At 61.4% G+C, this 14,112-nt stretch carries 13 protein-coding genes; 5 read left to right on the forward strand and 8 right to left on the reverse strand.

Features of this window, described 5'->3' with window-relative positions; all coding sequences use genetic code 11:
* Window positions 1-2: 2 nt before the first annotated feature.
* Window positions 3-449 carry an RrF2 family transcriptional regulator gene (locus AC2FML_RS15260; RefSeq protein WP_170360231.1) on the reverse strand — a complete coding sequence of 149 codons (447 nt, stop codon included), beginning with the start codon at window positions 447-449 and terminating at the stop codon, window positions 3-5.
* Between the two features lie 97 nt (window positions 450-546).
* On the opposite strand from AC2FML_RS15260, the gene AC2FML_RS15265 reads away from it, so the two are divergent.
* Window positions 547-1,116 carry a gamma-glutamylcyclotransferase family protein gene (locus AC2FML_RS15265; RefSeq protein WP_496783784.1) on the forward strand — a complete coding sequence of 190 codons (570 nt, stop codon included), beginning with the start codon at window positions 547-549 and terminating at the stop codon, window positions 1,114-1,116.
* A 71-nt stretch (window positions 1,117-1,187) separates the two neighbouring features.
* Here AC2FML_RS15265 and gltX read toward each other — a convergent pair whose 3' ends face one another.
* Both gltX and AC2FML_RS15275 read right to left on the reverse strand, forming a co-directional pair.
* Window positions 1,188-2,513, reverse strand: coding sequence for a glutamate--tRNA ligase (gltX, locus tag AC2FML_RS15270; RefSeq protein ID WP_496783785.1), 1,326 nt, complete (start codon window positions 2,511-2,513; stop codon window positions 1,188-1,190).
* A gap of 74 nt (window positions 2,514-2,587) precedes the next feature.
* Window positions 2,588-3,022, reverse strand: coding sequence for a DUF1801 domain-containing protein (locus tag AC2FML_RS15275; RefSeq protein ID WP_170343273.1), 435 nt, complete (start codon window positions 3,020-3,022; stop codon window positions 2,588-2,590).
* A 115-nt stretch (window positions 3,023-3,137) separates the two neighbouring features.
* On the opposite strand from AC2FML_RS15275, the gene AC2FML_RS15280 reads away from it, so the two are divergent.
* Window positions 3,138-4,070, forward strand: coding sequence for an MBL fold metallo-hydrolase (locus AC2FML_RS15280; protein ID WP_170360223.1), 933 nt, complete (start codon window positions 3,138-3,140; stop codon window positions 4,068-4,070).
* Here the strand turns inward: AC2FML_RS15280 and AC2FML_RS15285 are convergent, their stop codons facing one another.
* The 3 genes from AC2FML_RS15285 to AC2FML_RS15295 all read right to left on the reverse strand — a co-directional run bounded on the left by AC2FML_RS15285 (window position 4,071) and on the right by AC2FML_RS15295 (window position 7,780).
* Window positions 4,071-5,402: an NAD(P)/FAD-dependent oxidoreductase gene (locus AC2FML_RS15285; protein WP_496783786.1), complete on the reverse strand. Its 1,332-nt coding sequence runs from the start codon at window positions 5,400-5,402 to the stop codon at window positions 4,071-4,073. It abuts the gene before it with no gap.
* Between the two features lie 144 nt (window positions 5,403-5,546).
* On the reverse strand, window positions 5,547-5,822 hold the full coding sequence (locus AC2FML_RS15290; protein WP_170343276.1) for a hypothetical protein: 276 nt from the start codon (window positions 5,820-5,822) through the stop codon (window positions 5,547-5,549).
* A gap of 299 nt (window positions 5,823-6,121) precedes the next feature.
* Window positions 6,122-7,780: an NAD+ synthase gene (locus AC2FML_RS15295; protein WP_496783787.1), complete on the reverse strand. Its 1,659-nt coding sequence runs from the start codon at window positions 7,778-7,780 to the stop codon at window positions 6,122-6,124.
* 156 nt (window positions 7,781-7,936) lie between these two features.
* On the opposite strand from AC2FML_RS15295, the gene AC2FML_RS15300 reads away from it, so the two are divergent.
* Window positions 7,937-9,409, forward strand: a complete 1,473-nt coding sequence (locus tag AC2FML_RS15300; protein WP_496783788.1) for an MORN repeat-containing protein — start codon at window positions 7,937-7,939, stop codon at window positions 9,407-9,409.
* Between the two features lie 4 nt (window positions 9,410-9,413).
* Here the strand turns inward: AC2FML_RS15300 and AC2FML_RS15305 are convergent, their stop codons facing one another.
* Complete coding sequence (locus AC2FML_RS15305) at window positions 9,414-10,079, reverse strand: SDR family NAD(P)-dependent oxidoreductase (RefSeq protein ID WP_496783789.1); 666 nt, start codon at window positions 10,077-10,079, stop codon at window positions 9,414-9,416.
* A 287-nt stretch (window positions 10,080-10,366) separates the two neighbouring features.
* On the opposite strand from AC2FML_RS15305, the gene AC2FML_RS15310 reads away from it, so the two are divergent.
* On the forward strand, window positions 10,367-11,938 hold the full coding sequence (locus tag AC2FML_RS15310; RefSeq protein ID WP_480637492.1) for a 2-isopropylmalate synthase: 1,572 nt from the start codon (window positions 10,367-10,369) through the stop codon (window positions 11,936-11,938).
* Window positions 11,939-12,108: 170 nt separating this feature from the next.
* Here the strand turns inward: AC2FML_RS15310 and AC2FML_RS15315 are convergent, their stop codons facing one another.
* Window positions 12,109-12,894 (reverse strand): 23S rRNA (adenine(2030)-N(6))-methyltransferase RlmJ, encoded by a 786-nt coding sequence (locus AC2FML_RS15315; RefSeq protein WP_496783790.1) that lies wholly within the window; start codon window positions 12,892-12,894, stop codon window positions 12,109-12,111.
* A gap of 156 nt (window positions 12,895-13,050) precedes the next feature.
* Here AC2FML_RS15315 and AC2FML_RS15320 point away from each other — a divergent pair, with 156 nt between their 5' ends.
* Complete coding sequence (locus AC2FML_RS15320; protein ID WP_093963423.1) at window positions 13,051-14,097, forward strand: rod shape-determining protein; 1,047 nt, start codon at window positions 13,051-13,053, stop codon at window positions 14,095-14,097.
* Window positions 14,098-14,112 lie beyond the last annotated feature (15 nt).

Here is a 14,112-nt window from a genome sequence, read left to right on the forward strand (position 1 = left end):
ATTCAACGCACGCAGGTAACGGGTTGCAGAATTTTCAGCAGCGGATCGTTGTCACAAACCAAAGCATCCAACGATATTTCATCCAGCGACGCAAAGAAGACCTCGGCCGCGTCCTGCAGCGCCAGACGCAGGCGGCAGGCATCGGTCAACGGACAGGTGTTGTCGGCATCCGCAAAACACTCGGCGATCGGCAAACTGCCCTCGACATGGCGAAAGACGGATCCGATCCGGATCTGGTCCGCCGGCCGACCCAGAGTCATGCCGCCGTTGCGACCGCGCTGCGTGCTCAGATACCCCAGCTGACCCAGCTGGTTGATGACTTGGGCCAGGTGGTTTTCCGAGATGTTGCAGACATCCGCAATCTCGGATTTCGTCACGAGCCGATCCGGATGTGCAGCGCAATACATCAACAGCCGCACGGCGATATTTGTTCGTTTGGTGATCCGCATCAGATCCTCCCCCCGAATTTCAAGATGCAGCCTTATTGCACAGACCGCAAAAAAACGGTTTGACATACATCAATCGTCAAGAAGGACAGCACGCGACATGGCAGAGCCCTATTTCTTTGGCTATGGCAGCCTCGTAAACCTTGCCACGCATGACTTTCCCGACCCGCGCCCGGCGCGACTCAAGGGCTGGCGCCGGGCGTGGCGGCATACCGATCTGCGCCCGGTCGCCTTCTTGACCGCGGTGCCGGATCCCGCCTGCGAGATCGACGGCATGATCGCACATGTCCCCAAAAACGACTGGGCGGCACTGGATGAACGGGAGTGGGCCTATGATCGGATCCCCGCCACCCACGCCATAACTCATCCTCTGAAGAAAGAGGTCGAGATTGCGGTCTATGCGGTTCCGGAACAGCACCGCAAGGACCCGACACACAGCCACCCGGTTTTGCTCAGCTATATAGACGTTGTGGTGCAGGGGTATTTGCGCGCATTCGGCTTGCCGGGTGTCGAGCGTTTCTTCGCCACGACCGAGGGGTGGGACGCGCCGATCCTGAATGACCGGAACGCGCCGCGTTATCCGCGCCACCAACAGCTTCACCCCGACGAAACAGCCTTGGTCGATGAGCACCTGTCCCGGGTTTCGGCCCGGATCGTTCAAACCGCGTGAAGAAGGCGGGCGCCTGCAGCACCCGCCTCTGGTTCTTGTTCAGATCAAAGGCGACACCGCCCCGTGGTGTCTTATTTTCGCGCCCGCACGACCTGCAGCAACGGCAGAAAGGTCGCCATCTCGGGGCCACGCTCCATCCCGGTCAGCGCCTTGCGCAACGGCATGAACAGGCCCTTGCCCTTGCGGCCGGTCGCCTCTTTCACGATCGCCGTCCACTTGCCCCAGGTCTCGCCGTCAAACGGCCCCTCCGGCAGCAGTTCCATCGCCTGCGCGACGAATTCGCGGTCTTCGTCGTCGATCAGCGGCTCGGCCCCATCGCGGCACAGTTCCCACCAGCCCTTCAGGTCGTTCAGCGTGGTGATGTTCTCGCGCGCCATCATCCAGAACGGCTCGGCCAGTTCATCGGGTACACCGGCCGCGGCCACCGCGTCGGAAACCTTCTCGAGCGGCAGCGTCTGAAGATATCGGGCCGTGAGCGGGAACAGGTCCTGCACGTCGAACTTGGTCGGCGCCGACCCGAACCGGGTGACGTCGAAACCTTCGATCAACTCGGCCATGTCGCTGCGCAGTTCCACCGGGTCGGACGAGCCCAACCGCGCCATCAGGCTCAACAGCGCCATCGGCTGCACGCCCTGCTCGCGCAGATCGCGCAGCGCCAGCGTGCCAAGACGCTTGGACAGCGCCTCACCCTGCGGGCCGGTCAGCAACGAGTGATGGGCAAAACGCGGGACGGTTCCGCCCAGCGCCTTGATGATCTGAATCTGGGTCGCTGTGTTGGTCACGTGGTCGGCGCCGCGCACCACGTCGGTCACGCCCATCTCGGTGTCGTCCACGACCGAGGCCAGCGTGTACAGCACCTGCCCGTCGCCACGGATCAGCACCGGATCCGACACCGAGGCCGCATCGATCGACACGTCACCCAGAATGCCGTCCGTCCACTCGATGCGCTCATGATCCAGCTTGAACCGCCATACACCGTTGCCACGTTCGGCTCGCAGCGCCTCTTTCTCGGCCTCCGACAGGTTCAGGGCGGCCCGATCATAAACCGGCGGCTTGCCCATGTTCAGCTGCTTCTTGCGCTTGAGGTCCAGCTCGGTCGGGGTCTCAAAGGCTTCGTAGAACCGGCCGATCTCGCGCAGCTTGTCGGCGGCTTCCGCATAGCGGTCCAGCCGGTCCGACTGCCGTTCGACCCGATCCCAGTGCAGACCCAGCCACTCGAGATCCTGCTTGATCGCATCAACATATTCCTCCTTCGACCGCTCGGGGTCGGTGTCGTCGATACGCAGGATGAACGTGCCGCCGGCCTTGCGGGCGATCAGATAGTTCATCAGCGCGGTGCGCAGGTTGCCCACATGAATATAACCGGTGGGCGAAGGGGCAAAACGGGTGGTTGTCATGGATGTCTCCTGTTGGCGCGGCTCATGTCACATGAGCGCGTTTTTGTCCAGAAGGCGGTGCGAATGCTTGCCGTTTACTCGGACTTGATGGGCCAACGTGATGACAGATCATCCAACCCTGCGCGGATCAATTCGGCCAACACGTCCTCGTCAATGTCCGACAGCTTGTTCACGTACAGACATGATTTGCCGGTCTTGTGCTTGCCCAGGCGCGCCAGAATACTGCCGAAATCGGAGTAGCCCGGCATGATATAGATCGAAAACGCGGCCTTGCGTGGGGAAAACCCGGTGGCAAGAAACGTGCCTTCCCGCCCGGACTTGTAGCGGTAGTCATACCGCCCGTATCCAACGATGGATGGCCCCCACATGACTGGCCGAAACCCGGTGACGGTTTCAAACAGGGTGTTCAGCCTCTGCGCCTCCGTAGCGCGCGCGGCCGGCAGGATCGCCGCCAAGAATTCCTGGACGCTTTGATCCGTCGGAACGGTTTTGTTTCCTGAGCGGGACATGAACAAGATTTAACATGCGATCGGCCAGCGCGCAGCCCATATGGTAGAGTGGAAAGTGGCAATTATCCGAAAGCGTTCTAATTCGTCGCACGTAATCTGACAGGGAGACTTTGAAATGACCATGAAACTGACCCGCCGGGCCGCTTTGGGCACGGCCGTTGCGCTACCTTTTGCATCTATCGCGACACAGTCACTGGCTGCCGGGGCCGAAACCAAGGCCAACTCGACCGTCGCCCGCAGCTTTCAACTGGGCGATTTCACGGTCACGACCCTGTTGGATGGCAGCTTGCCGCGAGACGGCGCCCAAGAGATTTTCGGCGGTGGCGCGTCAGACGAGGAGTTTGCCAAGGTATCGGCCGACAATTTCATCTCGCCCGACATTGCCCAGTTTTTCTTCACGCCAACGCTCGTCAATACCGGATCCGAACTGATCCTCTTTGACACGGGATTGGGCCAAGGCGGTATCCAGAAGGCTCTGGCCGATGCGGGCGTTGGCCCCGAGGCGATCAACGTTGTCGTACTGACCCACATGCACCCCGACCACATTGGCGGCATGACGACCAACGATGCCGCGACCTTTCCGAACGCACGCTATGTGACCGCCGCGGCCGAGTATGATTTCTGGTCAGCACAGGAGGCCGGCAACCGCGTCGGCGATCTTGTGGCAGCCAAGGTCACTCCGATGGCCGAAAAGATGTCGTTCATCGAAGACGGTGGCGAGGTCGCATCCGGCGTGACCGCCATGGCGGCCTTCGGGCATACGCCTGGCCATATGGTCTATCATCTCGAAAGCAACGGTCAGCGGCTGATCCTGACCGCCGATCTTGCCAATCACTATGTATGGTCCTTCGCGCATCCGGAATGGGAAGTCCGGTTTGACATGGACAAGGCAGCGGCCACCGCATCGCGTCGGAACGTGTTGGGTATGCTGGCCGCGGACAAGGTCCCGATGATCGGGTACCACATGCCTTTCCCGGCCGCCGGCTATGTCGAGCCGCGCGGCGGAGGCTTCCGATTTGTGCCTGTCAGCTATCAGATGATGGGCTGATCAATACCCCGGGTCCGGCCGTACTTTCGTACCGTCCGAAAACCGCGACAGTCGAAAGGCGGCCGGGTCCACACAAGGCGCTGTGTTCATCACCAGATCGGCCACCAGGCGGCCAGCACCGGGGCCTATACCAAATCCATGTCCCGAAAATCCGGTTGCGATCACCAGTCCCGGGATTTCCTGCACGTTTGAGATGACCGGGATTGCATCCGGGGTCACATCGATCATCCCTGCCCAGCTCTGCACGATTTCGGCACCAACCAGTGCCGGAAGCGCCTGACGGGCCTTGGCCCATGACTTGCGGAGCGCCTTCTGCGACGGCTCCGGGTCCAGTATCCGACAGAGTTCGAACGGGGTTACGTCGGTGGGCGCCCATGACCGGCGCTGACGCGCCTCAATGGTCCAGCGGTGCGACAGGCGGAATCTGAGCGATTTCCATTCCTGCGCGAATGCCGGCAGGAATTTCGCGGCCAACCGAAAACTGTCAGGAACGATATCCACCGTGTTTTCATGGCCCGAGGCGATCGTGTACCCGCCGTCGGCGCGTTTGCGAATGGCAAAATCATCCGACCATAGAGCTGTTTCCGGACCCGGCTCCACAGGCGAGGTCCGCAGAACCGTGTTCAGCACCTTCAGCTGTGGCAGGGCGATTCCTTCGTTACCGGCAAACAACCGAGACCAAGCCCCCCCGGCCAGAACCACTTGATCGCAAGCGACCCGCCCCCGTTCCGTGTAAACCCCGGCTACACGACCAGCTTTCAGGTCGAGGCAGCGTACCGCGCAATTTGTCATGATGACCGCGCCTTGGTCACGCGCCGCCTCGGCCAACGCCGGAGCAACCCATTGCGGCTCGGCCCGCCCGTCCTGCGGCGTGAAAAGCGCGGCCTTCAGCTTGGTCTTGAGGCCGGGCATGTGCTGTTCCAACTCGGGTCCGGAAACCATGCGCGCGCCGGTCTGGTAGCCTTCGAGGTTTCGCAACCAGCGTTCCATATCAGCTGCGGACCGGTCGGTCCGCGCACCGAACAGAATGCCGGATTGCACATAGCCGGTTTTGCGCCCGATCCGCTCATCAAGCGATTGCCAGATCCTGAGCGATTCGGTCATCAACGGTATTTCGCGCGGGTCGCGCAGCCCCAGGCGAACCCAGCCCCAATTCCGTGAACTCTGTTCAGCGCCGATCTGGCCCTTTTCACACAAGAGGACGGAATTGCCACGTTCCGCCAGTTCCAGCGCGGTTGAGACACCGATAATCCCTCCGCCGACGATCACGACGTCAACGGATTTGGGCAGGCAAAGATCGGATTCTACAGGGTTGGGCTTGGGGCCGGGCATCAACGGATCTTGTTAGTCAGACACGAGCTTCATCGAGCCTTGGCAAACGTCATCCGGCAATCCTGAATAACGGAAAAAGCATCACTTTGTTCGGCTGTGTGGCGTCGATGCAAACGCCACAATGCAATTAGACCGGCACCCGGTTCAGGCCGCGCCCGAGAACTCGGCCCATTTCTGACGCAACAAAGCTGCGACACCCGAGTTTTGGGTCTCTGTCTCGGTCTCTTCGGGTTGAAGCTCGGGCAATTCCGGGTGTTTGGCTGAAAACTCCTCGGACGGCTCCTCGCTCTCTGCGTCAGCCTCGGCCAACACACCAGCGATTGCCGCTTCCAGACGCGCCTCATCCAATTCGCGCGCCGGCGTCTCCATTGTCTTGTACCTCAACGGCGCATGCAGCGGTTTGTCATATCCATCAACCATCGGACCACCTAAACCTAATAACCGGCACCCCACCACGGATGCGTCACCAGAAAACTTGGTCTTCAACTGCGCTTCGGCCGACAGATCAATGCCCGGCCCCCGCGTGCCGATCTTTCAAAATATGTGGCAAGATCGGTCCTAAACTATGGCAAAAAAATGTCCAAAAAACAAGGATGCGGCCAAGCGCTGTCAGCAATACCGCCCCACCTGCAGAACAGTAAGCATGTAGCCCCCTCATTGCTACCAATTTGTAAACAAACACCCGGACCCGGGCACGGGGCGCTCAGCCGCAGTTTCCGTCAGCTCGGATCGCGCCAGCGATTCACGATCGGATAGCGCCGGTCCAACCAGAAGGCTCGAGGTGTCAGGCGCGTGCCCGGCGCGGACTGAAAGCGCTTGTATTCGCTGATATAGATCAGATGCTCGACACGTCGGGCATCAGCCTCGTTGTACCCGGCTGCCACACAATCCGCGATCGAGCCGTCCTGATCAACAAGGATGTCGAGAATACCGTCCAGGACCGGGTAATCGGGAAGGCTGTCGCTGTCTTTCTGATCCTCGCGCAGCTCGGCACTGGGTGGTTTGTCGATGACCGAGGGGCGAATGACCTCGCCGGCGGGTCCTTTCATCCAGTCGCGGTGATTGGCATTGCGCCAGCGGCAGGTTTCGAACACCCGGGTCTTGTACAGATCCTTGATCGGGTTGTAGCCGCCATTCATGTCGCCATAGATCGTGGCATACCCGACTGCCACTTCGGATTTGTTGCCGGTGGTCAGCAGCATCTCGCCAAACTTGTTGGACATCGCCATCAACAGCAGACCGCGCAGACGGGACTGGATGTTCTCCTCGGTAATGTCGGCCTGAAGACCATCAAACAGCGGCGCCAGGGTCTCGGTGACGGCGGCGCGGGACTGGCTGATCGGAACATAGTCGTATCGCACACCCAGCGCCTTGGCGACGGCTTCGGCATCCTCCAGCGACTCGGCGCTGGTGTATTCCGACGGCAGCATCACGCAACGCACATTTTCGGCCCCGAGAGCGTCAACCGCGATGGCCGCAACAAGCGCGGAATCGACCCCTCCGGACAGTCCCAGCAGTGCTTTGGAAAATCCGGTCTTGCCCATATAGTCGCGCAACGCCTGCACCATGGCGCGATAGTCCTGCTCCCACGCGTCAGGCTGCTCGGCGATTTCGGCGGGGACGATGGCCCATCCTTCATCACCGCGCCGCAGATCGATCTGCATCACCGCCTCGTCGAAGATTGGCATTCGAAAGGCCAGTTCGCCGCCGGGATTCAGGCCAAATGTCCCGCCATCGAAAACCTGATCATCCTGCCCGCCCACCATGTTGAGGTAGATCACCGGCAGCCCGGTTTCGACCACACGGGCCACCATCTGGTTCAGGCGCACATCGTGCTTGTCGCGGAAATAGGGTGATCCGTTGGGGATCAGAAGAAACTCGGCGCCCGTCTCCTGCAACGTCTCGGCAACATCCTCGTGCCAACCATCCTCGCAGATCGGACTGCCGATGCGTGTGTTGCCCACCGCATAGGGACCACCCAACGGCCCGGCGTCGAACAACCGAACCTCGTCGAACACAGTTTCGTTGGGCAAATGGTGTTTCAACACCTTGCTGACGATCCGCCCCCGGCTGAGGATCAGATAGGCGTTGTAGAGATTGCCACCTTCGACCCAAGGCCCACCAATGGCCATCGCCGGTCCATCCGCGCAGGATTCCGCCAACTGCTGCACAGCCGCCATGGCAGCCATGTGAAACGACGGCTTCAGAACCAGGTCCTGAGTGTTGTAACCGGTGACGAACATCTCTGGCAGAGCCACCAGATCGGCCCCCGCAGCGCGGCCCTGCTCCCATGCGGAACGGGCTTTTGCGGCGTTGCCTGCAATGTCGCCCACCGTCGGGTTCAGCTGCGCCAGCGTGATGCGGAAATGGTCGGCCATCTTTGCCCTCTTGCCCTCGTCACCTGAAAAGGCATTTAGCAGATCAGGCCGCAAGTGAAAGGCCAATGCGGCAAAACCCGTTGCCCGACCTTCATCAGTGTCATAGTTTTGCACGAACCAATGCACCACGGGACAATCGGGCAGGCAGGGACTACCATGAACGCTTTTCGTACAACGATTGCCGTTGCCGCAATGGGCATCGCCGCACAGAACGCGTCCGCGCAGCAGGGCCAGATCATCACCGCAGATGACGATGTGGGCGGGGTCTACGAAGGCACCTTTGAAAACGGGCTGCGTCACGGAACCGGCACCTATCGCCTACCCGACGGCTTTGAATACACCGGTGAGTGGGTCGAAGGAGAAATTCAGGGCAAAGGCGTGGCACGTTACGCCAATGGATCGGTCTACGAGGGCGATTTCGTCAAAGGTCGCCCGCACGGCAAAGGCAAGATCACCTTTGCCGACGGCGGCACCTACGAGGGCGACTGGACCGACGGCGCCATAAACGGAACCGGCATCGCGCAATACGCGAACGGAATGCGTTACGAAGGTGGCTTCAAGAATGCCCAGCATGACGGCAAGGGCGTCATGACCGACCCCGGCGGCTATGTCTATGATGGCGACTGGGTGGACGGCGTTCGCCAGGGCAAAGCCAAGATCACCTATGCGGACGGCGCGGTATACGAAGGCGATATCGTTGCCGGCCAGCGTCAGGGCAACGGATCGCTGACCTTGCCCGACGGCATGATCTATTCCGGCGAATGGACCGAGGACCGGATCACCGGAACCGGCGTACTGAAACAGGCCAACGGTGATGTTTACGAAGGCGCCCTGGTGGACGGGCGCCGGCAGGGCAAGGGAAAGGCGACCTACGCGAACGGCGATACCTACGAAGGCGATTTCGTCGACGACCGCCGACACGGCAAGGGTACGTTCACTGGCACCGACGGCTATGTCTACACCGGAGATTGGAAAAACGGTCAGATCGAAGGGTTGGGCGAACTGACCTATCCCGACGGCTCGGTCTATGTCGGTGACTTCAAGGCGGACCTCGCCGATGGCAAAGGCCGGATCACCTATCCCGACGGGTCGTCCTATGACGGCGACTGGGTTGCGGGGGTGATCGAAGGTCAGGGCACCGCGACCTACACGAACGGCACGATCTACAAAGGACAGTTCAAGAATGCCCGAACGCACGGCACCGGCGTTCTGACCCGTGCCGACGGGTCTCGCTACGATGGCGAATGGGTAGACGGCGTGCGTCAAGGCAAGGGCACCGCCACCTACGCGGATGGAACGGTCTACACAGGTGACTTCCAGAACGGTCAGCGCCATGGCGAGGGCGAGGTCGTGATGGCGAATGGCTTCAAGTATTCCGGCCAGTGGACCGACGGCAAAATCACCGGCTCAGGTGTCGCGACATATGCAAATGGCGATGTCTATGAAGGCAACTTCGTGAACGGCAAACGCCAGGGCTCTGGAACAATGCGCTATGCAAATGGCGAAGAGGAAAGCGGCACGTGGGAAAACGGCGCTCTGTCGGAAGCAGGCGCGGCACAACCATCGGGCAACGAGCCGCAGGCGCCTGAGGCCGAACAGGACCCGGAAGTCACCCCATCGGACGGATAGCCCGCTACCAGGGAACCGGTTGGCCGGCCCAGTCGAAGAACTGGCCGGTCTGATCAGCCGTCAGACCATCCACAACCCGCAGAAGGTTTTGGGCGGCGTCACTCGGCTCGACCGCGGGATGGCGGCCCAGGTATTTCTGCGTGAACGGGGTCTTGACCGTTCCGGGGTGCAGGGCGACGCAGATCGCATCCTTGTGGGTTCGGGCCAGTTCAATTGCGGCCGTGTGCACGATCTGGTTCACCGCCGCCTTGGCCGCGCGATAGCTGACCCAGCCGCCCAGACGGTTGTCCCCGATCGAGCCCACGCGCGCCGACAGCACCGCAAACACCGCCCGGCCATTGCGCGGCAACAGGCGATGCGCGTGTTTCAGAACCAGCGCCGGTCCCACTGCGTTCAGGGCGAACTGATCCATCATGGCGTTGGCCGAAACCGCCCGAATGGTCTTTTCCGGTTCCGCCCCGTCGATCTCGAGCGCGCCGGACGCGACCAGAACAAGGTCGAACGGCCCCTTGATCCGGCCCAGCATCTCGTCGACCAGTTCCGGCTGCATCAGATCCAGCCCGTTTTCCGACCGCGACAGACCAACAACATGGACCGACCGCGACAGAAGCTCGTTGCAGACGGCCCGGCCTATCCCGCCGCTTGAACCTATGACCAAAGCATTTCTCATCGCCCTCCAGCTAGCGGAGTTGCCCACGCAATCAATCCCCGTTTCCGATCCCTTCGCGAAATCAGACGGCCGCGCATTTTCCTTCTTTTCATTCCCGGTTCGGGGTGTATAACCTCGGACCCATGATCAACCGCGCAGATATCCCTTTTGCTTTCGCCGCTTCCGCCGGCGCTGCTCTGCGTGGCCTACTGATCCTAATCCGCCTCTGAGCGTGCCATCCGGCGCGCCCGCTCAGAGGAGGACGCCTGCGCGCCAATGGCTTTAGGACAGACAAGAAAGTGACTCCCATGACCAACGTGACCGACCAAGACCGCGTCTTGATCTTTGACACCACTTTGCGCGACGGCGAGCAAAGCCCCGGCGCCACCATGACCCATGACGAAAAGCTGGAAATCGCCGAGCTTCTGGATGACATGGGCGTCGACATCATCGAGGCCGGCTTTCCGATCGCCTCTGAGGGTGATTTCAAGGCCGTTTCGGAAATCGCGCAGCGGTCCAAGAACGCCCGCATCTGCGGCCTGGCGCGCGCCAATTTCGCCGATATCGACCGCTGCTGGGAGGCGGTGAAACACGCCGAAAAGAACCGGATCCACACCTTCATCGGCACCTCGCCGCTGCACCGCGCCATTCCGAACCTGACGCAGGACGAGATGGCCGAAAAGATCCACGAGACCGTCAGCCACGCCCGCAATCTTTGCGAAGACGTGCAATGGTCGCCGATGGATGCGACCCGGACCGAATGGGATTACCTGTGCCGCGTGATCGAGATTGCGATCAAGGCCGGCGCGACCACGATCAACATTCCCGATACGGTAGGCTACACCGCGCCGATTGAAAGCGCGGACCTGATCAAACGTCTGATCGAAACCGTTCCGGGCGCGGACGAAGTGGTTTTCGCCACCCATTGCCACAACGACCTTGGAATGGCGACCGCCAACTCTCTGGCCGCCGTTGCAGGCGGGGCCCGGCAGATCGAATGCACGATCAACGGCCTGGGCGAACGCGCGGGCAATACTGCGCTGGAAGAGGTCGTGATGGCCCTGCGCACCCGCAACGACATCATGCCGTGGAAGACGGGCATCGACACCACCAAGATCATGCACATCTCGCGTCGGGTGGCGACGGTTTCGGGCTTTCCGGTGCAGTTCAACAAGGCTATCGTCGGCAAGAACGCCTTCGCACATGAAAGCGGCATCCATCAGGATGGCATGCTGAAGAACCGCGAGAATTTCGAGATCATGCGCCCCGAGGATATCGGCCTTTCAGGCACCTCGCTTCCGTTGGGCAAGCATTCCGGCCGGGCCGCGCTGCGCGACAAACTGGAGACACTCGGCTATGAGATCGGGGACAACCAGCTCAAGGACATCTTCGTGCGGTTCAAGGATCTGGCCGACCGCAAGAAAGAGGTGTTCGACGACGACCTGATCGCGCTGATGAGTGCAGATGACGAGGCCAACGACCACCTGCAGCTGGTCTCGATGAAAGTCACCTGCGGCACCGGCGGTCAGGCCGAAGCGACGGTCGAACTGGAGGTCGACGGCAAGGATGTCATCGCCACCGAGCACGGCGACGGACCGGTCGACGCGACCTTCAAGGCGATCCGGGCCATCCACCCGAACAAGGCGCATCTGCAGCTCTACCAGGTGCATGCCGTCACCGAGGGCACCGACGCACAGGCCACTGTTTCCGTACGCCTGGAGGAAGACGGCATGATCGCCACGGGCCAATCCGCGAACACGGATACCGTGGTGGCGTCGGCCAAGGCCTATATCAGCGCGCTGAACCGTCTGATCATGCGCCGCGAAAAGGCCGGCCCGGGCGCGGATGCGCGCGAGATCAGCTACAAGGATCTGACCTGATCAGACATGGCAGGCAGGGCTCCCGCGCCCGCGGCAGCCCGGCTTCGCCGCGCAGCCTGACGGACTTGGGCCCGGCACCGCGCCAAGGCGCGGTGCCGGGCCCAACACGTTTGGCGGCATCTTTGATGCTGTCAGACGGGGCGGGAGGCCTTCGCGCCCCCGAAGCGCCGTCAGATCTTTGCGAACAGGTCGGAAAGACGCGCCGCTTCGTCTTCGATCCCGAAGGGCGCGTTGACCACGAACATGCCCGAACCGATCATCCGGTGACCCTCACGCGCGGGCGGAAACCGAACTTCGTGCACGAACGTCTTGGGAAGATCCAAGCCTTTCAGTGCCGACACCATAGGAACGTGGCGATCGTCCGTCAGTATCGGGTACCACAGGGTAATGAGACCCACGTTCCACTTGCGGTGATACTTGGCGATCAGCCCCGGCAGGCGGCCATAGTCCGCCTTTACCTCGTAGCTAGGGTCAATCAGCATCATCCCGCGCCGAGGCGTGGGCGGCAGAACCGACTGAGCCAGCTCGAACCCGTCCTGTCTGTAGGTCTTGGCACCGCGCCCGGTCAGCGCATTTTTCGACGCTGCGTATTCCTGCGGATGAAGCTCGGCGAAATGCAGACTGTCCTGCGGACGCAGCAGGCTTGCCGCAATCATCGGCGAGCCCGGGTAGGCCGTTTCGCCAAACTGCGCCTGGACCGCGTGCAACGCGCGTGCCAGCGGGTGATCGTCGGCAAACCACCCGTTGCTCAGCGCGCGCCCGATCCCTGCCGCCGCCTCTCCGGTCTGCACGGCCTCGGCCGCATCGAGGTGGTACAGACCACGCCCCGAATGGGTCTCTAGATAGCTGATCGGCTTGTCCTTGCGGGTCATGTAGTCCAGCATCCATGCCAACAAAGCGTGCTTTTGCACGTCCGCCAGATTTCCCGCGTGGTAAATGTGTTGATATGAGAGCATGTTGCCTTCTAAAGTCCCTGTCAAAGAGGCGGAAAGGTGCTGATTCACGCGGAATCAGGCCTTTAACCGGGCGTCATGGCACCCTATAAGTCATCCGTCCCGGAACCGTCGAGTCGCGGGCAGTAGAAAACATCTGACAGACAGGATCAGGGGAATATGGGGATCTTTGACAGTTTGGGCGGCCTGTTCACAGCGGATATGGCCATCGACCTCGGGACGGCCAACACGCTGGTCTACGTCAAGGGGCGTGGTGTGATCCTGTCGGAACCCTCGGTTGTTGCCTACCATGTCAAGGATGGGGTCAAGAAGGTTCTGGCCGTGGGCGAGGACGCCAAGCTGATGCTGGGCCGCACCCCCGGCTCGATCGAGGCCATCCGCCCCATGCGCGAAGGGGTGATCGCCGATTTCGACACCGCGGAGGAGATGATCAAGCACTTCATCCGCAAGGTGCACAAGCGTTCGACCTTCTCGAAGCCCAAGATCATCGTCTGCGTTCCCCATGGGGCAACGCCGGTTGAAAAACGCGCAATCCGTCAATCGGTTCTGTCAGCAGGCGCGCGGCGCGCGGGTCTGATCGCCGAGCCGATTGCCGCCGCCATCGGAGCCGGGATGCCGATCACCGATCCCACCGGCAACATGGTCGTGGATATCGGCGGCGGAACCACCGAAGTGGCTGTCCTGTCGCTGGGAGACATCGTCTATGCTCGCTCAGTCCGCGTGGGGGGCGACCGCATGGACGAGGCGATCATCTCGTACCTGCGTCGTCAGCAGAACCTGCTGGTGGGCGAATCCACCGCCGAGCGGATCAAGACCACCATCGGCACCGCCCGGATGCCCGATGACGGGCGCGGGCAGTCGATGCACATCCGCGGGCGCGACCTTCTGAACGGTGTTCCCAAAGAAATCGAGATCAGCCAGGCCCAGGTGGCCGAGGCGCTGTCGGAACCCGTCCAGCAGATCTGCGAGGCGGTGATGACCGCGCTAGAAACCACCCCGCCGGATCTGGCCGCGGACATCGTGGACCGGGGCGTGATGCTGACCGGTGGCGGCGCGCTGCTGGGTGATCTGGACCTGGCCCTGCGCGAACAGACCGGATTGGCCGTGTCGATTGCCGACGAAAGCCTGAATTGTGTGGCTTTGGGCACCGGCAAGGCACTGGAATACGAAAAACAGCTGCGCCACGCGATTGACTACGAAAGCTAAGGCGCGCACCCTCTG

It is taken from the genome of Ruegeria sp. BHSC029 (assembly GCF_059613085.1).